The organism is Halobaculum marinum, assembly GCF_029338555.1.
Lineage (GTDB): Archaea > Halobacteriota > Halobacteria > Halobacteriales > Haloferacaceae > Halobaculum > Halobaculum marinum.
The window spans coordinates 2546072-2569417 of sequence record NZ_CP119989.1; the positions used below are offsets into that span (position 1 = coordinate 2546072).

24 protein-coding genes are annotated in these 23346 nt (G+C 68.5%); 8 read left to right on the top strand and 16 right to left on the bottom strand.

Annotated elements, in window-relative coordinates; translation table 11 throughout:
- Positions 1-109: 109 nt before the first annotated feature.
- From P0R32_RS13210 to P0R32_RS13230, 5 genes are all read right to left on the bottom strand, one after another.
- On the bottom strand, positions 110-1564 hold the full coding sequence (locus P0R32_RS13210; RefSeq protein ID WP_276237495.1) for an NCS2 family permease: 1455 nt from the start codon (positions 1562-1564) through the stop codon (positions 110-112).
- A gap of 340 nt (positions 1565-1904) precedes the next feature.
- The gene (locus tag P0R32_RS13215) at positions 1905-2618 is read right to left on the bottom strand and encodes a phosphoribosyltransferase family protein (RefSeq protein ID WP_276237496.1); all 714 of its coding nucleotides are present in this window, start codon (positions 2616-2618) and stop codon (positions 1905-1907) included.
- 123 nt (positions 2619-2741) lie between these two features.
- Positions 2742-3287: an orotate phosphoribosyltransferase gene (gene pyrE, locus P0R32_RS13220; protein ID WP_276237497.1), complete on the bottom strand. Its 546-nt coding sequence runs from the start codon at positions 3285-3287 to the stop codon at positions 2742-2744.
- 57 nt (positions 3288-3344) lie between these two features.
- A complete protein-coding gene (locus P0R32_RS13225; protein ID WP_276237498.1) occupies positions 3345-3866 on the bottom strand; it encodes a hypothetical protein in 522 nt (173 codons plus the stop codon).
- A gap of 102 nt (positions 3867-3968) precedes the next feature.
- The gene (locus tag P0R32_RS13230; RefSeq protein ID WP_276237499.1) at positions 3969-4526 is read right to left on the bottom strand and encodes a CDP-2,3-bis-(O-geranylgeranyl)-sn-glycerol synthase; all 558 of its coding nucleotides are present in this window, start codon (positions 4524-4526) and stop codon (positions 3969-3971) included.
- A gap of 129 nt (positions 4527-4655) precedes the next feature.
- Between P0R32_RS13230 and P0R32_RS13235 the strand changes: the two genes are divergently transcribed.
- From P0R32_RS13235 to P0R32_RS13250, 4 genes are all read left to right on the top strand, one after another.
- Positions 4656-5495, top strand: coding sequence for a proline dehydrogenase family protein (locus tag P0R32_RS13235; protein WP_276237500.1), 840 nt, complete (start codon positions 4656-4658; stop codon positions 5493-5495).
- Between the two features lie 93 nt (positions 5496-5588).
- The gene (locus tag P0R32_RS13240; protein WP_276237501.1) at positions 5589-6272 is read left to right on the top strand and encodes a DUF502 domain-containing protein; all 684 of its coding nucleotides are present in this window, start codon (positions 5589-5591) and stop codon (positions 6270-6272) included.
- A 63-nt stretch (positions 6273-6335) separates the two neighbouring features.
- Positions 6336-6794, top strand: coding sequence for a PaaI family thioesterase (locus P0R32_RS13245; RefSeq protein ID WP_276237502.1), 459 nt, complete (start codon positions 6336-6338; stop codon positions 6792-6794).
- 95 nt (positions 6795-6889) lie between these two features.
- A complete protein-coding gene (locus P0R32_RS13250) occupies positions 6890-8173 on the top strand; it encodes a potassium channel family protein (RefSeq protein ID WP_276237503.1) in 1284 nt (427 codons plus the stop codon).
- A gap of 74 nt (positions 8174-8247) precedes the next feature.
- On the opposite strand, the gene P0R32_RS13255 is transcribed toward P0R32_RS13250, so the two are convergent.
- The gene (locus P0R32_RS13255; RefSeq protein WP_276237504.1) at positions 8248-8646 is read right to left on the bottom strand and encodes a hypothetical protein; all 399 of its coding nucleotides are present in this window, start codon (positions 8644-8646) and stop codon (positions 8248-8250) included.
- Positions 8647-8755: 109 nt separating this feature from the next.
- Positions 8756-9109: a DUF7536 family protein gene (locus tag P0R32_RS13260; protein ID WP_390219240.1), complete on the bottom strand. Its 354-nt coding sequence runs from the start codon at positions 9107-9109 to the stop codon at positions 8756-8758.
- A gap of 142 nt (positions 9110-9251) precedes the next feature.
- Between P0R32_RS13260 and P0R32_RS13265 the strand changes: the two genes are divergently transcribed.
- On the top strand, positions 9252-9671 hold the full coding sequence (locus P0R32_RS13265; RefSeq protein ID WP_276237505.1) for a hypothetical protein: 420 nt from the start codon (positions 9252-9254) through the stop codon (positions 9669-9671).
- A 50-nt stretch (positions 9672-9721) separates the two neighbouring features.
- On the opposite strand, the gene P0R32_RS13270 is transcribed toward P0R32_RS13265, so the two are convergent.
- Positions 9722-11053 carry an MFS transporter gene (locus P0R32_RS13270; RefSeq protein WP_276237506.1) on the bottom strand — a complete coding sequence of 444 codons (1332 nt, stop codon included), beginning with the start codon at positions 11051-11053 and terminating at the stop codon, positions 9722-9724.
- Positions 11054-11221: 168 nt separating this feature from the next.
- Here P0R32_RS13270 and P0R32_RS13275 point away from each other — a divergent pair, with 168 nt between their 5' ends.
- Positions 11222-12571, top strand: coding sequence for an alkaline phosphatase family protein (locus P0R32_RS13275; RefSeq protein ID WP_276237507.1), 1350 nt, complete (start codon positions 11222-11224; stop codon positions 12569-12571).
- Between the two features lie 19 nt (positions 12572-12590).
- Here P0R32_RS13275 and P0R32_RS13280 read toward each other — a convergent pair whose 3' ends face one another.
- Positions 12591-13217 carry an FAD-dependent oxidoreductase gene (locus tag P0R32_RS13280; RefSeq protein WP_276237508.1) on the bottom strand — a complete coding sequence of 209 codons (627 nt, stop codon included), beginning with the start codon at positions 13215-13217 and terminating at the stop codon, positions 12591-12593.
- A gap of 361 nt (positions 13218-13578) precedes the next feature.
- On the opposite strand from P0R32_RS13280, the gene P0R32_RS13285 reads away from it, so the two are divergent.
- Entirely contained in the window at positions 13579-15348 is a 1770-nt protein-coding gene (locus P0R32_RS13285) for a 2-oxoacid:acceptor oxidoreductase subunit alpha (protein ID WP_276237509.1), read from the top strand.
- On the top strand, positions 15345-16211 hold the full coding sequence (locus P0R32_RS13290; RefSeq protein ID WP_276237510.1) for a 2-oxoacid:ferredoxin oxidoreductase subunit beta: 867 nt from the start codon (positions 15345-15347) through the stop codon (positions 16209-16211). Before P0R32_RS13285 ends, P0R32_RS13290 begins: the two co-directional genes overlap by 4 nt.
- Before the next feature lie 165 nt (positions 16212-16376).
- On the opposite strand, the gene P0R32_RS17955 is transcribed toward P0R32_RS13290, so the two are convergent.
- From P0R32_RS17955 to P0R32_RS13325, 7 genes are all read right to left on the bottom strand, one after another.
- On the bottom strand, positions 16377-17090 hold the full coding sequence (locus P0R32_RS17955) for an HU family DNA-binding protein (RefSeq protein WP_276237511.1): 714 nt from the start codon (positions 17088-17090) through the stop codon (positions 16377-16379).
- Between the two features lie 354 nt (positions 17091-17444).
- Complete coding sequence (locus tag P0R32_RS13300) at positions 17445-17690, bottom strand: DUF8593 domain-containing protein (RefSeq protein WP_276237512.1); 246 nt, start codon at positions 17688-17690, stop codon at positions 17445-17447.
- Between the two features lie 266 nt (positions 17691-17956).
- Positions 17957-18799 carry a polyprenyl synthetase family protein gene (locus P0R32_RS13305; RefSeq protein ID WP_276237513.1) on the bottom strand — a complete coding sequence of 281 codons (843 nt, stop codon included), beginning with the start codon at positions 18797-18799 and terminating at the stop codon, positions 17957-17959.
- Between the two features lie 105 nt (positions 18800-18904).
- Entirely contained in the window at positions 18905-19918 is a 1014-nt protein-coding gene (locus P0R32_RS13310) for a sensor histidine kinase (RefSeq protein WP_276237514.1), read from the bottom strand.
- Positions 19915-21390, bottom strand: a complete 1476-nt coding sequence (locus P0R32_RS13315; RefSeq protein ID WP_276237515.1) for an ATPase domain-containing protein — start codon at positions 21388-21390, stop codon at positions 19915-19917. Before P0R32_RS13315 ends, P0R32_RS13310 begins: the two co-directional genes overlap by 4 nt.
- Before the next feature lie 197 nt (positions 21391-21587).
- Positions 21588-22541: an electron transfer flavoprotein subunit alpha/FixB family protein gene (locus P0R32_RS13320; RefSeq protein ID WP_276237516.1), complete on the bottom strand. Its 954-nt coding sequence runs from the start codon at positions 22539-22541 to the stop codon at positions 21588-21590.
- Positions 22538-23329 (bottom strand): electron transfer flavoprotein subunit beta/FixA family protein, encoded by a 792-nt coding sequence (locus P0R32_RS13325; protein WP_276237517.1) that lies wholly within the window; start codon positions 23327-23329, stop codon positions 22538-22540. The genes P0R32_RS13320 and P0R32_RS13325 overlap by 4 nt, the downstream gene beginning before the upstream one ends.
- Positions 23330-23346 lie beyond the last annotated feature (17 nt).

Genomic DNA, 23346 nt, shown 5'->3' on the forward strand with positions numbered 1-23346 from the left:
ATGGAAACTCTTGTGCTCCGCTGTCGGAGCGCGAGAAGTCGAGTGACTGCGGGGAGTCGTCACGGAGGGCGGCGACGGGGATGCGGGGGCGACGAGTCGCGCGGCCGGATCAGACGGCGCCGCCGAGGACGCCGCCGGTGCGGACGAAGAAGTAGAGGACGAACGCGCCAGCGAGCGCCCAGTGGCCCAGGCGGACGTCCTCCAACTCACCCGCGGCGGTCTTCACCAGCGGGTACGAGATGATGCCGGCGGCGATGCCGTACGCGATGGAGAAGGTGAACGGCATCACGAGGATGGTGAGGCCGGCGGGCACCGCGTTGGTGTAGTCGGACCAGTCGATGTCGACCAGGTTGCGCATCATGAGCACCGCGATGGCGACCAGCGCGATGTGGCTCGCCCAGATCGGTACGGCGGCAGCGAGCGGCACGACCGCCAGCGACAGCACGAACAGGACGGCGACGACGAGCGCGGTCATGCCGGAGCGACCGCCTTCCTCGACGCCGGCGGCGGACTCGATGTACGTCGTGACCGTCGAGGTGCCGAGGATACCCCCCACGGTGGTGCCGATTGCGTCGGCCATCAGCGGCTTGTCGATGTCGGGGAGGTTGCCGTCCTCGTCGAGGAAGCCGGCGACCTGCGAGACGCCGACGAGTGTGCCGGCGGTGTCGAAGAAGTCGACGAAGAAGAACGTGAACACGATGAGCGCGAACGCGAGCGCGTCGACGTTCGCGAACCCGCCGATGAACGCGCCCACCAGCGGGGTGATGTCGTACCCGGCGGCCGAGTACGTCAGGTTGTCGAGCGCGGGCGCGAGCGACGCGTCGGCGAGGACGTAGCCGGCGTCCTCGGGGACGGTGAACGCCGCGAAGCCCGCCGCAGAAGCGATCCAGCCCAGCAGACTCGTCCCGAGGATGCCGATGACGATGCTCCCGGGGACGCCGCGGGCGTACAGCGCGAACGTGAGGAACAGGCCGACCATCGAGAGGATCGCGACCGGGTCCTGTGCGAACACGGGCGACAACTGGATGTACGTCGCGGGGTCGGAGGCGACGACGCGCATCGCCTCGAGCCCGATGATCGCGAGGAACAATCCGATACCGCTCCCGACGGCGAACTTCACCGGTTCAGGGAACAGTTTGATCACGTACTCACGCGCCCCGGCGACGGTGAGCAGGATGAACACGATGCCTTCGACGAACACCGCCGCGAGCGCGGTGTTCCACGGGACACCGAGTCCGAGGACGACGCCGAACGCGAAGAACGCGTTCAGGCCGAGGCCGGGCGCCTGGCCGAACGGCCGTTTCGCGTACAACGCCATCACGAACGTCGCGACCGCCGCCGACAGCAGCGTCACGACGGCGAGCATCTGCACGATCTCGGGGAACGACCGACCGAGGTCCGGCCCCGGGCCGTTCGCGACCGCGACCGCGAGGATACTCGGGTTGACGATGACGATGTAGCTCATCGTCAGGAACGTCGTGATCCCCGCGACCACCTCGGTCCGGAGGTCGGTGCCGAGTTCGTCGAACTCGAAGTACTCCGCCAACTGTTGTTGCAGCCCCATGGCGGCACACTTGTGCATACTTCACTTAACTATTCGGCTTTCTACCAACCAGATATACACGTACTTGGGTATCAGTTGGCGCAGACTCGTCAGAACGTTGTCCGGTGTAGGAACGTCTCGGCCGCGTTCGGTTCGAAACGAAGCGAGTCGTTCCCGCCGCGCGGTCGGTCGCGGTCCAGCCTGCGAGCCACACGCGCCGACCGGCGGGGTCGCCTGTGGAATCGCTCAGTGGATGGCTCCTCCTTGCGGTCGCCTGTGGAATTGCTCAGTGGGCGGCTCGGCCCGCGGACCTCGCCGCCGTCCGTCGTCGTCTCGCTCCCTGCGGTCGCTCGACGACGCCTTACTCGAACCGGGTCAACGCGCCGACCGGCGCGTCGGTGATCTCCGCCGCGCGGTCGATCCCCTCGTCGCCGACGGCGATGAGCGCGAAGACGCCAGCCACGTTCGCGTCCGCCTGGAGCGCGATGTCGAGCAGGAGTTCCTGCGTCTCGCCCGAGCGGATGAGGTCGTCGACGACGAGCACCGACTCCCCGCTGTCGATGGCCCCCGCGGGCAAGTAGTACGTCAACTCGATGCCGGAGGCGAGACGCTGTCGCGACTCGATGAACTCCTCGACGGCGGTCTCCTTCGACTTCTTCGCGTAGGCGAGGCGAGCGTCGAAGTGGCTGGCCATCGCGGCGCCGAGCGTGATCCCGTCGGTCGCCGCCGTCAACACCACGTCCGGCGTCTCGAACGCGAACGCCTCTGCCGCCACCGGCGCCACGAGGTCGAGGAACGGTTGGTCGAACACGACGCCGGAGTTGTCGACGTACCCCTCGTCGTCGAAGCCGATGCGCGCCTCCAACTCGGCGGCGAGCGTCTCCCGACCGATCCCGCCGACGACCTCCTGAGCGCGCTCGGCGCCCGGCAGGACGTGGCCGTTGACGTAGCGGTTCAGGTCGCCCGCGGGCAGACCCGTCACCTCCGCCAACTCGTCGTACGTGCGCGTCTCTTTCAGCGTCCGCAACACGGCGACCGCCTGCAACTGCAGTGCGGCCTTCTCCGCTCGGTTCATAGATCTATGCTCGTTCGTGCAAGTATGAACACTTCGGATCCGTGAGGGAACGAGGAGTGCAGGACTGTGTAACCGTGTAGCACGCGACCACCTGCGATGTGCGTGCCACAACCGAGACGCGCGTCAGCGGTCCTCGAGCAGTCGTGTCGCGGTGAGGAGCGACTCCAGTTCGATGTCGTGGTCGGCGAGCAGTTCCTCGGCGCCCTCCTCGCGGTCGACGACGACGAGCACCTTCTCCACCGTCGCACCCGCCTCGCGCAGCGCTTCGACGGCGTCGAGTGCGGACTGGCCGGTGGTGGCGATGTCCTCCAGGACGACGACCTCCTCGCCCTCGTCGAGTTCGCCCTCGATGCGGTTGCCCGTGCCGTACTCCTTGGCGGCCTTGCGGACGATGACGTACGGCGAGTCGGTCTGGACGCTCGTGGCCGCCACGAGCGGGACGGCGCCGAGCGCGACGCCCGCCAACTTCGCGTCGCCCACGCGCTCGGCGTAGGCGTCGGCGATGAGGCGGAGGCAGGTCGGGTCCGTCTCGAAGCGATACTTGTCGACGTAGTAGTCGGAGGTGCCACCGTGGGAGAGTTCGAACTCCCCGAACAGGACGGCCTCGGCGTCGCGCAGCGCCGCGATCAGTTCGGCATCGGCGTCGCCCGCACCGGTCGTGTCGCTCATACGCGAGAGAGTCGGCCGCCGGCGCGAAAGGCTGTCGGTCCGCGGCGGCGACCGCGCTCAGTTGGCCGCCTCACACCGCTCGACGACGCTCGCGGGGACGGGCGCGTCGACCTCGTAGGCGCCGACAGTGTGGTCGGCAGCGCGGCCCTCGAAGACGACGCGGTACGTCGCGCCCTGCGTGGGGCACGCGAGCGCACTCCGGCCCGTGATGCGTGCCTCACCAACGTCGGTTCGGAGGTCGTTCCAGGCGACCTTCGTGCCGGCCTCGTCGACGACGACGACGCGGTCCTCGGAGGGGACGACCCCATCCGGGTGCTGGATCAGGATGGCCGTGTCGTTCCCCTCGGCGTCGATGCTGAACGCGAAGCCCTCGGGGCGGTCGATCGGTTCCCCGCCGAGGCCCGTCGCGACGACGCCGCCGATGCCCGCGACGCTGGTTGCGGCCAACAGCATGAACGCCAACGCCAGCGTCGGGAACATGACCCGGATCTGCTCGCGGACCGTCAGCCGCTCCTCCTCCTCCGCTTCCTCCTCCTGCTCGGGAGAGGCGTCGGTGGTCGCGGGGTCCGGGTCGCTCATGGATCGACGGACGGGGTCGGAGGACAAAACCGCGTCGTCCCAATTCTCAACAGCGATACGAAGTGGCGGGGCGTACAGTGCGGTCCAGTCGCGGTGGGGCGCTCACCACGGCTCGTTCTTCGCGCCGATGAGGTACGCAATCACGTTCGTGACGACGTGGAGTACCGGCGTCGCGACGAACACGACAGCGAGTCGTGCGGGCGTGAACGTCGCCAGCGTCCAGTCGGTCGCCAGCACGAGCGAGAGCAGCAGCGCGCCGACGACGAAGTCGAGTTGGTCCAACCCCGGGAACGACGCGCCTCGCTCGCGCCCGGTGCGTCGCTTGAGGAACGAGGCGCCGATGTCACCCAGCATCGCGCCGAGGGCGAGCCCCAACGCCGCCGTGAGCGGGAACACGGGGAGCACGCCCGCCGCGAGGCCGACCGTGTCGGCGACGAGCGCGTTCACCGCGTTCAACGCCACCGCGAGTGCCACCCCGGCGAGCGTGCCGGCGGCGGTGCCGCGCCACGTCTTCCCGTCGCCGAGGATCCGTCGACCGCCCCACGTCCGCCCGCCGTCGATGGGCGCGCCGCCGCCCGCGAGCACTGCGGCGTTGTTCGGGACGTACGCCGGCAGCATCGCCCACAGCGCCCCCGCGACGAGTCCAACGAGTCCTGCCATTTCCGTGTGGGTGCTCGCGGTGGCGTGTTAAGAACGGGGATTTCCTGTCGGAGCGGCGACCGTGGCGACAGCGGCCGAACGGGATCCGACAACACTCAAGGTCGCTGCGTGGCAAGGATTGCCGTCCACATGATCCCACCCATCGCGAGCCGATTCGTCGCGGGGGAGACGCCGGCAACGGCGTTCGACCACGTCCGCGCGGCGAACGAGGACGGCGTGAAGGTGATCCTCAACCTCCTCGGCGAGCACTACGACGACCCCGGCCCCGCCGCCAGCGACGCGGACACGTACGTCGACATCGTCCGCGACATCGGCAACACCGACCTCGACGCGTGCGTCTCGGTGAAGCCCTCCCAACTCGGCATCGACCTCGGTGACGACGTGTTCCGCGAGAACTTCCGCCGTGTCGTCGAGGCCGGCGACGAGCACGGCGTGTTCGTCTGGTGCGACATGGAAGACCACGAGACGACCGACGTGACGCTGGACGCCTTCGAGGCGTTGGCTCGCGAGTTCGAAGGTGGGGTCGGGCTGTGCGTGCAGGCGAACCTCCGGCGCACGCGCGAAGACCTCGACCGCCTCGTCGACGTGCCCGGCAAGATCCGGCTCGTGAAGGGTGCCTACGACGAGCCGGCGTCCATCGCCTACACCGACAAGGCCGACGTGAACGAGGCGTACCGCGAGGACCTGGAGTTCCTGTTCAAAGAGCGCGACGACGGTATCGCCGTCGGGAGCCACGACCCGAAGATGGTGTCGCTGGCAGCCGAGTTGTCGGCGGAGTACGGCGCCGACTACGAGGTGCAGATGCTGATGGGGGTTCGTGAAGACGAACAGCGGCGCCTCGCCGCCGAGGGCGTCGAGGTGTGGCAGTACGCCCCCTACGGCGACAAGTGGTTCTCGTACTTCTACCGGCGCATCCGCGAGCGCAAGGAGAACGCCCTGTTCGCCTTGCGTGCGATCGCGGGGGTCTGACCGCCCCGGACGCGGCACCGCGCCACCGCCCGTCGCTCGCCCCGTGTAGAAGGGCTGATATGGGTCGGCCACGCACCCCGACGTGAGAACCGAATGTCCACGTGGAAGCGCGACTTCGCGAGCGGGCTCGTCGTCGTCACTCCCGTCCTCGTCATCCTCTTCGTCGCCAACTGGCTGTACAACCTCCTGTCGACGCTGCCGTTCATCCCCACGATCGAACCGCCGGAGGGTGGCGTCGTCGCACCAGGAACGCCGTTCTCGTTCGTCAACGACTACCTCGTCACGGTGTACGGCTTCGCGGAGGTGATCATCGCGCTGGTCACCTTCGTGTTGCTCGTCTTCTCGGCGGGGTACCTCATGCGGACGACCTCCGGGCGACTCGCCGAGGGACTGCTCGACAACGCGATCAACCGCGTTCCCGGCCTCCGGGTCATCTACAACGCGTCGAAGTTGGCCGTCGAGACGGCACTCACCGGCACCGAGGACCTCCAGACGCCTGTGAAGTTGGAGCCGTGGCAGGGGATGCGGATGACGGCGTTCAAGACCGGCCAGACGACCAGCGACGGGCGCGAGGTCGTATTCATGCCGACCGCCCCGAACATCACCACCGGGTTCGTGATGGAGGTGGACCCCGGCGACTTCGAGGAGACCGACGAGAAGGTGGAGGAGGCGCTCACCCGCATCCTCTCGGCTGGCTTCGGCGACGGCAACGAAGAGCCCGTCCGCCCGGACCGCCCCGCGCCGAGCGAGGTCCCCGGCGACGCCGACGACGACTGAGGTGCCGCCGGCCCCCGGGTGGCGAACCGAACCGTGAAGTGGGCCCGCGCTGGCGGGTCGTGCATGGACGACGACACCCACATCGACGCCGACCACGTCGACATCCTCCAGACGTTCATCGAGAGCCACGGCTTCCTCTCGTGGCTCGACCTCACCGTCGAGGAGTTGGAGCGCGGTCGCATCGTCATGTCCGTCCCGTACGACGAGAAACTCGTCAACCCAGGCTCGCCCGTCGGCTCCATCCACGGCGGCATCGCGGCGACGCTCGTCGACACCGCCTCCGGGTTCGCCCTCCGGTCGACGTTCGACGACCCGACGACCGGGTCGCTGGCGACGACGGACCTCAACGTCACGTACCTCCGCCCGGCGACGAACGACCTCCGCGTCGAAGCGGAGGTGCTCCGTACGGGCGGGTCGATGGGCTACACCGACACGCTCGTCTCCAGCGTCGCCCCCGACGGCGAGGAGAAGGACGTCGCCGTCGGTCGCACCTCTTACCGGCTGTTCCACGACTCCGAGTAGAGAGCGCGACGGACGCGCACCGGCCGCGACTAACCGCGACCGACCGCGACCGAGCGAACTGTTATCCGCCGCCCGCGCGAACTCCGCACGAACCGATGCACCGCGACGAGCCCGTGGAGTACGAGCCAGTGAGCGTCAAGGCCGTGCTGGCCGAGATGAAAGACACCGCCGAACTGCTCATCGACCTGTCGTTCTCGGCGGTCCTCCACGGCAGCCCCGACCTCGCGGCGGAGGTGCTCGCGCTGGAGTCGCGGATGGACGTGCTCCAACTCCAGGCTCGGATGAGCGTGATGATGGCCGCGCGCTCGCCCGAAGACGTGGAGGAACTGGCCCCAGTGTTGGGGATGGTCGGAGCCGCTGAGAAGATCAGCGACGCCGCCGGCGACATCGCCAAGATCGTCCTGGAGGAGGTCGGCCTGCCCGACGCGATGCGGGCGGCACTCCCCGAGGCCGTCGAGACGCTGGTGCGCGTGCCGGTCGCCCCCGACTCCCGGTACGTGGGACGGACGCTCGGCGGCATCAACATGGAGACGGAGACTGGCGTGCGCGTCATCGCCGTCCGGCGGGACCAGGCAACCGGGAAGGCGCGGTGGATCACGAACCCGGACCAGGAGACGGAGTTGCGGGCCGGCGACACGCTGATCCTCCGCGGCTTCGAGGAGGGACTCCGAGAGGTGTACGAGACCGCCTCGGGTGACCCGTACGAGTCGCCGGCGGCGCCCGACCCGCCGGACGCGGATCTGGAGCGCGCGGTCGACTCCATCGTGTTGATGAAGAACATGAGCGAGTTGGCGGTCGACCTGGCGTACGGCGCGGTGCTGTTCGACAGCCGCGGCGTCGCCGAGGAGGTGTCGGAGTTGGAGGCGGAGGTGGACGCGCTGAAGTCCCGTTTCGAGGCGTGGACACTTCAGGCGGCGGCGCGCGTCGACGACCCCGTGAGCCTCCGCGGCCTCGTCCACCTCGCGTCGGCGACGGAAGTGATCAGCGACGCCGCCCTGGAGATCAGCGAGGGCGTGCTCCGCGGACTGGACGCCCACCCCGTCGTCGCGGAGGCGGTCGAGGAGTCCGACGAGGTGATCGTCAGACTCGTCGTCGCCGCCGGCGGCGACCTCGCCGGGTCGACACTCGGAGAACGCGAGGTGAAGACGGAGACGGGGATGCGCGTCATCGCCGTCCGGCGAGGTGGCACCGACGGCGCCGACGCGGACGACCCCGACCACGCGGGCGGGGAGGAAGACGGGGACGGCGAGTGGGTCGTGTCGCCGCGGGCGTCGACCCGACTACGCGCCGGCGACGTCCTCATCGCGAAGGGGACGCGCGCCGGTGCCGAGCGCCTGTCTGTGCTCGCGGGGGCGCCCGAGGAGTTCGACCTCGAGTGAGCCACGCCGTCGACCCGACGTTCCGGCGGCTGAGAGTCACTCGGGCGAGAGACAGCCGCTCGAACTGCTGAGAGTCACTCGGGCGGCTGCCGGTCGGTCGGCTCCTCGATCACTGCGCCACAGGAGGGGCACGGGCCCGGGCGCGGCGACCGGAGCGTCGCGCACGCGTCACACAGCACCAACCGTCGCGCCGCCCCCGGGTCACCCCACGCCACCGCCGCTTCCCGCTCGGCAGCGGCGCGTTCGGCGTCCGCAGGTCGCCCCGCCGCCAGTGCCGCACCTGGGGAGAAGCGCGTGCCGGCGAGCGAGGTCGCCCCTTCTTCAGCAGCCATCCGCATCGTGTGCTCCACGAGCACGTCGTTGCGGAGTCGATCAAGCAACCGCAGCAGGCCGAGGAACGCGGCGGTCGGCACGAGACAGAGCACGCCCGTGAGCACCAACTGGACCAGCGGGTCGGCCGTGAGAGCGGCCATCGAACGTGTTCAGGGGCCGCATCGTCTTTGCGGTTCCGACGGCTCCGTCCGCGGTGGGGACCGGCGGTCGACGCGGCGTCGACGACTCGGCCACGCGTTCGCTCGACCGCTACTCGTCGACGGCCCGCAGCGCCCGCACAGCCGACGCGACCGTGAGGACGGAGGCGACGAACAGGGTGGTGGCGGACGCCAGCACGACCGCCAGCAGCAGGAAGTAGCCGTCCGCGCCCAACACCGGATACGCGCGCGTGCCGCCGACCGGCCCCAGCAGTTCGAGCGCCCGGACGAGGTACACCACGACCGCGAGCGCGACGCCGACGCCGACGCCCACGCCGACGTTGCGCTTGACCGACAGCGTCTCCAGCAATCCGGCAATCGGCGGTCGGTCGGGCCGTCGCTCGGCGGGGTCGACGGCCCCGTCTCGTGGCTCGGTCTCACCGGCGTCGACGTGCTCCTCGCTCACGCCCGCCGGTTGGGTCCGGCGGGTCAAAGCCCCATCGCCCGCGGTCGAAGCCACGCCACTGCGACTGTGTGTTTCGGTACGTACGCGACTGAATAATGCGTCTATGTTAAATAGATCCGGCGCCGCCGACGAGTGAGGGGGGATGTCAGCACATATCACGGAGGGGGATGCGGAGGAGAACACAGGAGACACCGACCGCGTCCAGGTCGTCCACGTCGAACACGACTGCGAGGTGGCCGCGCTCGCGGAGCAGTACCTATCGATCGCGTATCCGGAGATCGACCTCCGACACGTCGCCGACCCGGACGCGGTGGCCGCCGCGGTCGCCGACGGCGCTGACTGCGTCGTCACGGACCACCGGCCACCGCTGACAGACGCGGCAGCCGTCGCCGAGACGGTGTCGAACGTCGATTCGGACGTCCCCGTCGTCGTGTACTCCGCGGCGCCCGACGAGACGCTCGTGAATGCCGACGGCGTCGTCGCCAAGCGGGCGGGCCTCGACGGCCTCGACACCCTCGTCGAGCGCGTCGTCGACGCCGTGGGGCGGGCGAACGTGGACTGACCGAGTCGTGTGAGTCGAGCGGTGCCGACCGAGGGACGCCGACTACCACGTCACTCCGCACCGGCGCCCGCGTGCGCTGCGAACCTGCGGCCGCGCGCGAGGAAGTACACTACGCCGACGAGTCCGACGACCGTCGCGAGGCCGAACGCCACCGTCGGGTCGCGCCCGTAGAGCCACCCGCCCGCGAGTGCACTCGGGATGGTGATCACGTTCCTGACGAGGTAGTACGTCCCCGTGACCCGCCCGCCGGCGTCCGCCTCGGCGGGACCGACGATCAACGCCTTGTGTGCGGGGAGGCCGGCGAAGCGCAACCCGGAGAACGCGAACAGCGCCGCGTACACCGCGGGGTCGGTGGGTGCGGTGATCAGCGCCGCGGGGAACACCGCGTAGACGGCGAACCCGAGCGCGACGACCGGCTTCAGCCCGACCCGGCGCGTGAGGCGGGCGACCGGCACCATCGTCGCGAGCGCCACCGCCATCTCGACACCGAGGAGGACGCCGAAGTACGCCTCCGGTGACAGCGTCCCGACGACCGGGAGGCTGGCCGTCACGCCCGCGTCGACGACGACGAGCACGAAGAACACGTACACCATTCCGTTGGCGAACCGGACGAGCGTGTCGGCGACGAGCAGTGGTCGCAGCGGGTCGGGGAGCGAGCGGAGGTCCGACAGCACCGCCTCCACGCCCGCGAACGACTTCCCGAAGGAGTCGTTGGAGGCGTCGTACAGCACGTACTGCGCGAGGGTCGCGAGTGCCCCGACGACCGCCGCGCCGAGTAAGACCAGCCGGAACCCCTCGGTGAACGCGTACGCGGAGACGGCGGCGGCGGCCAGGAGCGGGCCGAGCAGGAAGGCGGTCCGCCGGAACGTCTCGGTCGCGGCGAACCCGGAGGCGAGGCGGTCTGGGGGGACAGACTGCTTGACGACCGCGAAGGTGGCCCCCAGACCGAACGACTTCCACGCTTGCGACAGGAACAAGCCGACGAACACGAGTACGACCGCGAGGTTCGTCGGCCCGACGGTCACGTCGCGGAACAGGTCGGCTGCCCACCACACGAGGAAGCCGACGGTGGAGGCGAGACCGAACAGCGTGAGCGAGGTGCGCGAGCCGAGGCGATCCGAAAGCGCGCCACCGGGGTACGGGAACACCGCCGAGATCAGGTTGCCGACGCTCCCGTACAACCCGATTGCGAGACTCGTCGCGCCGAGCACCTGGAGGTACTGCGGGAGGTACCGCCCGGTGGCCTGGAACCCGAGGCTGAAGGCGAACATCGCGAGCGAGAGGACGAACACGTCGCGCGGGAGTGCGACCACCTGCCGGAAGGCGTCGAACGGGTCCGGTTCCGCGTCCGCGGGGGTGCGCGTCGGGTCGCCTTCGTCCATCGGTCCGTGCTGTGGCCGGGCCGCGCAAAACGTTACTGCCCGGGGGCCGAGCGTGGCGACCGACGAGGGGGTCAGTGGCCTCGACCACCGTGCCCACCCGGGGGGAACCGCCAGACACCGGCCGCCAGAACCTGAATTACTTTACGCGGCCCCGCGGATAGGGCTGCTATGGGACTGTTCGATCGGCTACGTGGGGACGACGATCCCCGTGTCGCCTTCGTCGGTATCGACGGGGTTCCGCACTCGCTGCTGGAGGACCACCCGGACCGGTTCCCGAACTTCGCCGCCCTCGCCGAGGAGGGGTCGGCGGGCGCCATCGACTCCATCGTGCCGCCAGAGTCGTCCGCCTGCTGGCCCGCCCTCACCACCGGAGTCAACCCCGGTGAGACGGGCGTGTACGGGTTCCAGGACCGCGAAGTGGGAAGCTACGACACGTACGTCCCGATGGGGCGTGACGTGCAGGCGACCCGCCTGTGGGACCGCGTCGCCGAGAACGGACGCGACGCGACGGTGCTGAACGTCCCCGTGACGTTCCCGCCCCAGCGCAACGTCCAGCGCATGGTGTCTGGGTTCCTCTCCCCCAGCGTCGACAAGGCCGCGCAGCCCGACGAGTTGCGCGAGTACCTCGAGTCGATCGACTACCGGATCGACACGAACGCCAAACTCGGGCACAAAGACGACAAGTCGGAGTTCCTCGACGTCTGCCACGAGACCATCGACAAGCGCATGCAGGCGTTCGAGCATTACATCGAGCAGGACGACTGGGACCTGTTCTTCGGCGTGTTCATGACGACCGACCGGGTGAACCACTTCCTGTTCGAGGACTACGCCCGCGACGGCGAGTACTACGAGGAGTTCATGGAGTTCTACGAGAAGGTCGACGACTACGTCGGTCGGATCCGCGAGATGCTCCCGGAGGACGTGACGCTCGTCGTCGCCTCCGACCACGGCTTCACCGTCCAAGACTGGGAGGTCGACATCAACCAGTGGCTCGAGAACGAGGGGTGGCTCACCTTCGAGGACGACGACCACGAGGAACTGGGCGACATCGCCGACGACGCCCGGGCGTACTCACTCATCCCCGGTCGGCTGTACATCAACCTCGAGGGACGCGAACCGCGCGGGTCGGTCCCGCAGGAGGACTACGACGCGGTCCGTGACCAACTGAAAGCCGCCATCGAGGCGATGGAGGGCCCCGACGGCAAGCCCGTCGCACAGCGCGTCGTCGAGAAGGAGGAGGCGTTCCGCGGCGACCACGACACCATCGCGCCGGATCTGGTGATCATCCCGTCGCACGGCTTCGACCTGAAGGCGAAGTTCAAGCCGGGCGACACCGACGACGTGTTCACCACCGGCCCGCGCAACGGGATGCACAGCTTCGAGAACGCGACCCTGTTCGTCGACGACCCCGACGCGAACATCACCGACGCCGACCTGTACGACATCGCGCCTACCATCCTCGACCTGATGGACATGGAGTACGCCCGCGCCGACTTCGACGGCGGCTGTCTGATCTGAGTCGGGCGTCCTCGCGCGTCTATCCGAAGTTCTCGACTTTCGCCTCGTCTGCGTAGCCGGCGGACTCCAGCGCCGCGAGTGCGGTGTCGACGAAGTCGGCGAAGCCGTACACGAACGCCTGCTCGCCGTCGACCCCCGTGACCGCGTCCGCGACGGCGCCGTCGATGTCGCCGTCGGTGACGACGACGCTCGCGCCGCGGTCGGCGAGCGTGTCGAGGCGCTCGGTGTGGGCCGGTTCGTCGTCGAGGTACACGACCGCCGCCTCGTTGCCCGCGTCCAGCGCCGCCTCCGCGATGGCGACGGCGGGGCCGACGCCGGGACCGCCCGCGAGGACGACCGCCCGCGCCTCGCCTTCGTAGTAGTCGTCGCCGAACGGGCCGCTCATCTCGATTTCGTCGCCCGCGGTCAGGTCCGCGAGGTATCGCGAGAACTCGCCGCCGTCCAGTCCGACGGTCGTCTCGTAGCTCCCGTCCGTGTCCGCCGAGGAGATGGTGTAGAAGCGCGACTCCTCTGTGCCGTCGACCGTCGCCGTGAGGCGGACGAACTGTCCGGGCTTCCCGTCGAACGCCGCCGGCGAGTCGAGCGTCACCGCGACGGTGTCCGGACCGACCTCCGCGACCGACCGCACTGCGACTGTTGCGTCCATGCCCGTCCGTATCCACGGGGAGTACCCGAACCTGTCGCTTCCGGCGCGACTGTCACCCCTGCTCGACCGGGAACGTGCGCCGATACGGGCCGGAACGTCGCCCCGTTCGACCCACCTCGGTTCGTCGGTCGTCGAACCGGACTGGGACGCGTGTCGGTGCGCCGTCGGCGACGAACGGCGTCTGTGACGGTCCCACAGGGAGCACGGATCGAACCGATCGAACGTGTGATTCGGGGCGCGGTTTCGAGTGTTCGATTCACGCGTGTTCGAAACGGAGTTCGTTCGTCCGCCGAACGCTCGGAAACGTGGGTTCCCCCCTTTCAGAAGGCTTTTCCACCGACCGCGGGAAGGGGTGACCAGTATGCCAGCGGACTTCAACTGGGCCATCGGCGGGGAGGCCGGCGATGGCATCGACTCCACCGGGAAGATCTTTGCGCAGGCGCTCTCCCGGGCGGGTCGACACGTCTTCACGTCGAAGGACTTCGCCTCCCGGATCCGGGGCGGCTACACCGCGTACAAGGTGCGTACGTCGACCGAGAAGGTTCGGTCGGTCGTCGACCGCCTCGACGTGCTCGTCGCCCTCACGCCGCGAACCATCGAGGAGAACATGGACGAGCTCCACGAGGGCTCGGTCATCATCTACGACGGGGACCGGACGACGATGTCCGACGTCGAGATTCCCGACGGGATGGTCGACCTCGACGTTCCCCTCAAGGCGCTCGCGGAGGACGCCGGCGGCGCCATCATGCGCAACGTCGTCGCGCTCGGCGCGGCGTGTGAGGCGACGAGCTTCGACATCGAGCACCTCGACTCCTCGCTGAAGAAGCGCTTCGGCGACAAGGGGCAGGCCATCGTCGAGAACAACAAGCAGGCCGCGCGCCTCGGGCAGGAGTACGTTCAGGAGAACTACCCCGACGCCGACCTCGACTACGACCTCGACACCACCGACAACGACTACGTCCTGCTCAACGGGGACGAGGCGATCGGCATGGGCGCCATCGCCGCCGGCTGTAAGTTCTACGCCGGCTACCCGATCACGCCCGCGACGGACGTGATGACGTACCTAAAGGGCCGCATCGAGCACTTCGGCGGCCACGTCGTGCAGGCGGAGGACGAACTCGCTGCGATCAACCTCGCGCTCGGCGGCGCCCGCGCGGGCGCTCGCTCGATGACCGCGACCTCGGGTCCCGGTATCGACCTGATGACCGAGACGTTCGGGCTCGTCGCGACCTCCGAGACGCCGCTGGTCATCGTCGACGTGATGCGCTCGGGTCCCTCCACGGGGATGCCGACCAAGCAGGAGCAGGGCGACCTCAACATGATGCTGTACGGCGGTCACGGCGAGATTCCGCGGTTCGTCCTCGCCCCGACCACCGTCGAGGAGTGCTTCTGGAAGACCGTCGAGGCGTTCAACCTCGCCGAGAAGTACCAGACGCCCGTCTACCTGGCGGCGGACCTCGCGATGGCGGTCACCGAGCAGACGTTCGAGCCGGAGGCGTTCGACATGGACGCCGTCGAAATCGACCGCGGCAAGGTCGTCGACGAGGACACCATCGAGGACCACCAGACCGAGTCTGGCGGCTTCAAGCCCCACGAGATCACCGAGGACGGTATCTCACCGCGCGCGTTCCCCGGCACCGCCGGCGGCGCGCACATGTCCACCGGCCTCGAACACGACGAACAGGGTCGTCGCACCGAGGACACCGAGATGCGCGTGAAGCAGGTCGACAAGCGCAACCGGAAGGTCGAGACGGCGAAGGAGCGTGAGGACTTCTCCCCGCGCGAGTTCGGCGACGCCGACGCGGACAACCTCATCGTCACCTGGGGCTCCAACGAGGGGACCCTCGTCGAGGCGCTGGAGTACCTCGACGACGACGACGTCGATGTGCGCATCCTCTCGTGCCCGTACATCTTCCCGCGCGCCGACCTCACCGAGGAGTTCGAGGCGGCCGACCAGGTCGTCGTCGTGGAGTGTAACGCGACGGGGCAGTTCGCGGACGTCGTCGAGCACGACACGCTCCAGCGCGTGAAGCGGATCAACAAGTACGACGGCGTGCAGTTCAAGGCAGACGAACTCGCGGCGGAGATCAAAGAGACGCTGGCCGCCGACGGCCAGGAGGTGGAAGCATGAGTTCCCAGGTCAGGTTCACCGACTTCAAATCGGACAAGCAGCCCACGTGGTGTCCCGGATGCGGCGACTTCGGGACGATGAACGGCATGATGAAGGCGCTCGCGGAGACGGGCAACGACCCCGACAACACGTTCGTGGTCGCCGGCATCGGCTGTTCGGGCAAGATCGGCACGTACATGCACAGCTACGCCATCCACGGCGTCCACGGTCGCGCGCTCCCGGTCGGCGCGGGCGTGAAGATGGCCAACCCCGACCTCGAAGTGATGGTCGCGGGCGGCGACGGCGACGGCTACTCCATCGGCGCGGGTCACTTCGTCCACGCCGTCCGTCGCAACGTCGACATGAGCTACGTCGTGATGGACAACCGCATCTACGGGCTGACGAAGGGGCAGGCCTCCCCGACCTCGCGCGAGGACTTCGAGACCTCGACGACGCCCGAGGGGCCCCAGCAGCCCCCCGTCAACCCGCTCGCGCTCGCGCTCGCCTCGGGTGCGACGTTCATCGCCCAGTCGTTCTCCAGTGACGCGCTGCGCCACCAGGAGATCGTCCAGAAGGCCATCGAGCACGACGGCTTCGGCTTCGTCAACGTGTTCTCGCCGTGCGTCACGTTCAACGACGTGGACACGTACGACTACTTCCGCGACTCGCTGGTCGACCTGGCGGAGACGGACTACGACCCGACCGACCGCGAGGCGGCCAAGGAGAAAGTCCTCGACGCCGACAAGGAGTACATGGGTGTGCTCTACCAGGACGAGGACTCCGTGCCGTACGAGGAGACCCACGGTCTCGACTCCAACATGAGCGAGATCGACCACGACGGCGCCCCCGAGGGCGCGATGGATCTGGTCCGCGAGTTCTACTAACCACCCGCGTTTCGGCGTTTCTCTTTCGAGTTCCTCACGGTACCCGGCCGAGTCCTGGGCACGTCGCTGTGTTCCACCCGTGTAGACTCCACGCCATCGATCGGTCCCACTCCCGCTCGGCACACAACACGGGAGCGGCCACCGTCGGTCCCGGCGCGACCGATCTCAGTTGACCGCCTTGGACAACTCGGCGCCGGCTTTGAACTTCACGACGTTCTTCGCGGCGATCTTGATCTCTTTCCCCGTCTGCGGGTTGCGCCCGGTGCGGGCCGAGCGCTTCGAGATGCTGAACGTCCCGAACCCACCGAGCGAGACGTCTTCGCCCGCGGCCAGCGTGCGCGTCGCCACGGTGACGAACGCGTCGAGCCCCCGCTTCGCGTCGGCCTTCGACAGGCCGCTGTCGCGCCTCTTCCCGACTTCGCGGACGATCATGTCCGCGTCGACTACGACATCGGCGTCGCCGCAGCGGTAGGCCGCCGCGGCGCGGCGCTCGTCGTGCCGTCCGGGCGTCAGGTCCAGCGCGGCCGCGAGCTCCGGGCACGGACCGAAGGCGACCGGGGAGTCGTCAGACTGCCCCCGGCTCCGACGGCCCGGGCGCTTCCGCACGACGAACGCGCCGAACGCGGGCAGCGCGACGGAGTCGCCCGCCGCCAGCGCCCGCGTCGTCACCGCTGTGAGCCCGTCGAGAACCCGTCCGGCGTCGCCCGCCGACAGGCCCGCTTCGCTCGCCATCTTCTCGATCAACTCCGGCTTACTCGTCGCTGCTCCGACACCCGTCGTGGTGGCCAGCGCCAGTCCCGCGGCGGTCGAGAGGACGGCGCCCCGGCGGAGCAGCGTTCGTCGCGAGAGTCGTTCTTCTGTCGCAGTCCCAGTAGTCACGACGTAGTATCGCTGTTGGTAGATATAGTCGTAGTGTGCGTACCAGTTGATCGAGGCCCGTAGACGCCGACTCAGCAGCGAGCAGCTCGTGGCCGACGGCGGGGTCGGCGCTGGTGTCGGCGTCGGCGGATTCCGGGCGGTCGTGGTCCCCGAGAATAAGTGGCAGCGTCTGGGCTACCGCCCCCCGACGACGGCTGCTCCGTCAGGAACCACAGACGCCGGCGCGCGTCAGACGCCCCGATCCCGGCAATCTCCAACGCTCCAGTTCTTCCGACGCCGCGACAGCCAGACGGCGAATGCGCTTGTCGACGTCGACCGTCCGTGAAAAAATCGAGGCTTCCGACGTGGCAGCGCTCAGAAACTGTCCTTGAGTCGAACTTCGTCGTCGGTGATGGTGTGAATCCGGTTCTCGTCGAGCATGTAGTCGTCTTCGTCAGCGGAACCCCAGCCGAGTTTCGATCGGACCGAGTCGGTGAGTCCCAGGTCGGCGTCTACGTACGCGGTTCCGTCTTTCACTTCCGTGACCATTCCGATCTTCTGGCCGACGGAGTCGACCACTGCTTTCCCCTCGTCTTCTTCTGTAACGTGGTTTCGGTCCATCGCGCTTGAGCCGACACGTGGTGTGAGGATTGTTATTACGAGCGTATTCGGACGAGACGTGGAGTAGACCCGTGTTTGGTCGACGACAGTCGTCCATACTCGGCTAGTAAGCGTCGGGTTGCGTTCCCAGTAGCCCAGAGTTTGAGTCAGCTTCGTCCGTGAGCCACCCAGCAGTGTCCCGAGTCAGTGTCGACGGGGTCGGAGCTGGTGGTATCGACTACTGGCGTGCCGATCACAGTCGACCTCACCGAGGTGTCCACACCGGGCTATCGCTCCCGCACGACGACGAACTCCGCCAGATCCCGGAGGTACCCACGCGCATCCGACTCGCCGATTCCGGCGGTCTCCAGCGCCTCCAGCGCGGCGTCCGCCTGATCGCGGGCGCGCTGGTCGGCCTCCGCGGGTGTGAGATCCGTCACCTGCAACAGCGAGGGTCGGTCGACGGCCTCGTCGACGCCGGTCGGCTTCCCCAACTCGTCGGCGTCGGCGGTCGCGTCGAGCACGTCGTCGCGAATCTGGAAGGCGACGCCGACCCGCTCTGCGTACTCGCCGAACGACTCGATCGTGAAGCCGTCGGCGCCCGCGGCGACGGCCCCCAACTCGGCGGCGGCGCGAAACAGCGCGCCCGTCTTGCGGCGCGCCAGCGTCATGTACTCCGCCTCGTTCGTCGGCTTGGCGACCAACTCGGTCGCCTCGCCCTCGCCCAGCTCCACCATCGCCTCGGCGACGACCTGCATCGCCTGCTCGTTCGTCGAGAACAGGTGGAACGCCTCGCCGAGCATCCCGTCGGAGGCGACGATAGCGGGGCCGTAGCCGAACTCGGCCCACGCGCTCGGCGTGCCGCGGCGGACGTCCGAGCGGTCGATGATGTCGTCGATCACCAGCGACGCGTTGTGGACGAGTTCGACGCCGACGGCGAAGTCGACCGCGTCCTCGGGGTCGCCGCCGGCGGCCTCACACGAGAGGAGCGTCACGGTCGGGCGGACGCGCTTGCCGCCCGCGAGCGCGACGTGTTCGATCTCGTCGCCGAGTTCCGACGGCTCGACCGCACCCGTCACCTCGGCGAGGCGCTCGTTGGCCATCGCGACCCGACGCTCCAGATACTCCATCTACCGACAGTCGGGGCCGGGCGGAAAAGAGGGTACCGGAAGCCGGATCGAACGCCCGGGAGTCCCCGCGGTGTTCGCCGGCCAAACCGAGCGTCGCCCCGCCGCTCACTCGGTGTCGACGCCCCTGAACTCGAACCGGGCGCCGCCGTCGGCCGACTCGGTGACCGTGAGGTCCCAGTCGTGGGCGGCCGCGACCGCCGAGACGACGGCGAGCCCGAGCCCCGAACTCGACCTGGCTGTCGTGTACCCCTCCTCGAGGACCACTTCCCGTCGGTCTACCGGGATCCCGGAGCCGTCGTCGGACACGTGGAAGCCGTCCGCCAGCGGGCCGACCGTCACCGTGGCGTCGCCGGCGCCGTGTTCGACCGCGTTCCGAAAGAGGTTCTCCAAGAGCTGTTTCAACCGGAACTCGTCGGCGACCACGGTGACGTCCGCCGGCGTTCGGAGGGTCGCTCCCCGGTCGGAAACGGCGCCCCAACTCTCCTCGGCCTGCGCGGCCAAAGAGAGTCGGGTCGTGTCGATCCGATCGCGGTCGGTCTCGATCAACAGCAGCGCCTCGTCGATCATCCGGTTCATCCGGTCGAGCGCGTCGGTGCACTTGTCGAACGCCTCCACCTCGCCGGTTTCGCGGGCCCGCCTGAGGTAGCCGGTGAGGATGTTGAGCGGGTTCCGCAGTTCGTGTCGGAGCGTCCGCGAGAAGCGTTCCATCCGCATCGCCTGCTCGCGGAGGCTGATCGTCTGTCGCCGCTGGGTCAGGAGGTTCGCGACGGTGTGGAGCAGCGACTGCCGGTCGACCGGGGCGGCGGTCACCTCGTTGACGAGCATCGGCGGTTCTGCCGTGACCGGGTCGGGGAGCGTCACGGAGACCGACGAGAGCTCTCGGCGGACGAGCAACACGGGACACAGCACCGGCGCCGTGGCCCGTTTGTGGGCGGCGATCGCGACCCGGTTGGCCGGAAAGGAACTGTCGTCGACGAGGATCAGGTCGGGGTCGGCTTGCGCGATGTCCGTCTCGTCGGTCACGTCGTAGTACGACCCGAGGATCGACGCCAGCGCGCGGCGGTTCCCCCGTTCGGCCACCAACAGTTGGATCGTCGCCCGGGGCGGTTCGGCGCTCATTTCGCTCCGTGATCGGAGGCGTCATCGACTTGCAGCGACCCCTCGAGGACTCCCTGCATGTCTTGAATCGGCTCGCCCACGGAGAGCCCGTCTCCACCGATCTCGAACTCCCGGAGTCGCGTCTCGAAGGGGCCGACCCGCTTCTTCAACACGCCGACCGCCCGTCGAAGCTCACCCTTGTGCTCGAAGAAGTTCTGGAACACGATGTTGTCGGCGAGGTAGCTGAGGTTCGCGCTGGTGGGCCGCGGAAGCCCCATCACTTCGCTCCGCTCGTCGATCAAGATTACGGAGACGTTCATGTTGGTCAGGAAGCGGGTGAGCGCGTGGAGCTTCCGCCGGAGGTCGATCGCCTCCTCGTCCCCCTTGATGGCGGTGCGATACCCCTCGATTCCGTCGATGACGACGAGGGTCGGGTCGCGCGCCTCCACCTGGGTGCGCACCAGGCGACCGAACTCCTCGGGCGACTGCTTCAGCGGTTCGATCGTGTCGATCGTGAGCCGGCCCGACTCCCGTAGCGACTCGATCGGGATGCCGAACGACTCCGCACGGTAGCTGAACAGCGCCAGCGACTCCTCGAACAGGTACGCCAGCGCGTCCCCGCCATCCGCCGCGACGGACGCGAGGAACGCCGTCGCCGTCGTGGACTTCCCGACGCCCGAGGGACCGCTGAGTATCGTCACCGTCCCCTCCTCCAGTCCCCCCGCCAACAGTTTGTCGAGGTTCGGCTCTCCCGAGGACAGCGGCTCCGGGTCGAACGTTCGCGAGTGGTCTCCCGGGACGAGCGCGGGGTACACGTCGATGCCCGCCTCTCGGATCTCCATCCCGTGGGTCCCGTCCTGTTGCCCCACGCCGCGGTGTTTGGGGACGGAGATTCGCCCGCCCTCGACGCCCGTCTCGAGTGAGATCACCCCGTCGCTCAGCGACATGAGCTGATCTTCCATCTGGTCGCTGGCGGTCTTCGTCGCGACGACCGTCGTCCCCCGCCCCTTGAGGAAGCGCATGAACGCGATGATCCGCCGGCGGAACTGGTACTCCGTCGGCTCGATGTACTGCAGTTGGGTGATGGGGTCGATGAGGATGCGGTCGGGGTCGAGTCGCTCGATCGCTTCGCGCATGTCGGCGATCATCGAGAACTCGTCGACGTCGACGGGTTGCGCGATGTCGTACGTCTGCGACCGCTTGAAGAACTCCGACTCCGGACCCACGTCGAGGAAGTCGGCCTCCGAGAGGTCGAGGCCGAACGCCGCGGCGTTCGTCAGCAGGTTCTCGCGCGACTCCTCGCCGTGGACGAACAGCACCCGCTCGTCGTTGTCGAGACCCTCGACGAGGAACTCCATCCCGAGCGTCGTCTTCCCGGTCCCCGGCGCCCCGAGAACCAGATACATCCGACTGCCGACGAACCCGCCGTTCAACAGCGTGTCCAACCCATCAACACCCGACGAAACGGTCTCGAACGACGCTGGATCACCCATACGACGGTCCCTCCGGGTAAGGGCGTAATGAAAATGCATGATAGTTATCGTATATATCCGACGGGCGACACTCGGAGCAGACGGCTGTCTGCACGTCGGGTGGGGGCGATTCGACTCGGCGGTGTGGAAGGGACGAGGGTCGGCGACGGGGCGCTCGACCGCCGGGATTCGTCACGGCCCCGACGACGCCGACCGATCTACTCGAACTGCTCGATCAGCGCGGGCACCACGTCGAACAGGTCGCCGACGATGCCGTAGTCGGCGATGTCGAAGATCGGTGCGTTCGGGTCGGTGTTGATCGCGATGATCGTCTCGGCGCCCTTCATCCCGGCGACGTGCTGGACGGCGCCGGAGATACCGATGGCGAGGTACACGTCGGGAGTGACCTGCTTGCCGGACTGACCGACCTGCCGGTTCTTCGGGAGCCAGCCGTTGTCGACGATTGGTCGCGAGGAGGACATCGTCGCGCCGGTCGCCTCGACGAGTTCCTCGATCAGTTCGAGGTTCTCCTCCTCCTCGATGCCGCGCCCGACGGAGACGAGGAAGTCCGCGTCGGCGATGTCGACGTCACCAGCGCCGACCTCTTCGAAGCCCTGGACGCGCGCGCCGGAGGCGCTCTCGTCGAACTCGTAGTCGAACGCCTCGACGGGCACGTCGGCGCGCTCCTCGACGGCGGCCCATTCGCCCCCGCGGACGGTGACGGCGAACGGCTCCTCGCTCAGTTCCACTGTGGTCGCGACCTTCGAGGCGTACATCTCGCGGGTCGCCTCCAGTCCGCCGTCGTACGCGAGGCCGACGGCGTCGGCGACCAGCGGGAGGTCGAGGCGGTTGGCGACCGCCGGCGCGTAGTCGAGCCCGTTGACCGAGTTGGGCATCAGCAGCGCCGTCGGGGACAGCTCCTCGAACAGCGCCGCCGTGGCTCCGGCGTACAGGTCGTGGTTGAACTCCGCGCCCGCCTCGACGGTGTGGATCGCGTCCACACCGTCGAGCGAGAGCGTCTCGGCGAGCGCGTCGGTGTCACCGGCGATGACCGCGAGGTGGAGGTCGCCGCCGAGGTCGGCGGCGAGTTCGCGACCCGCACGGACCATCTCGACGCTCACGTCGCGCACGGCGCCGCGGCGGTGGTCGGCGACCGCGAGCACGTCGCTCATTCGGACACCACCCCCTTGTTCCGGAGCACGTCAGCCAGTTGTGCGGCCTGCTCCTCGGCGGAGCCGTCGAAGTACGTCGCGTCCGACTCCGTCTCCGGTTCGTACATCGCGGTGCGCGAGATGGGGGAGGCGACGGCGTCGGCGTCGAGCCCCAAGTCGTCCAGTCCGTACTCGGCGATCTCCTTGCTCTGGGCCGCGCGGATCCCGCGCAGACTCGCGTAGCGAGGTTCGTTCAGGCCGGTCTGGATCGTGAGCACCGCCGGCAGGTCCACGTCGGTCAGTTCCTCGATGCCGCCCTCCAACTCGCGGTGGACGTGCGCCGTCGACAGGTCGTCCTCGGTCTCGAGGTGGTTGACGACCGCCGCCCAGTCGAAGCCGATGTCGTCGGCCAGCGACACGCCGGTCGCGCCGAAGCCGTCGTCGGCCGCCTGGACGCCCGTGAGCACGAGGTCCGGCTCCTCCTCGGCGATGACCGCCGACAGGAGCCGCGTCTTCGCCGCCACGTCCAACTCGGCGGCGGCGACGTCGTCGTCCCACACGCGGACCGCGCGGTCGACGCCTTTCGCGAGCGCCATTCGGATCGTCTCTTCGGAGCGCTCGGGACCGATCGTGACGGAGACGGTCTCCACGTCGTCGTACGCCTCAGACAGTTGGACGGCCGCCTCGACGGCGTAGTCGTCCCACTCGTTGAGGTCGTACTCGAGGTACTGCTCCCCGATGTCCGTCCCGTCGATCTCGAAGTCGTCGGCCGCCTCCGCGACCTCCTTGACCGTGACGAGGATCTTCATCGCGCAAACGTTGCCGT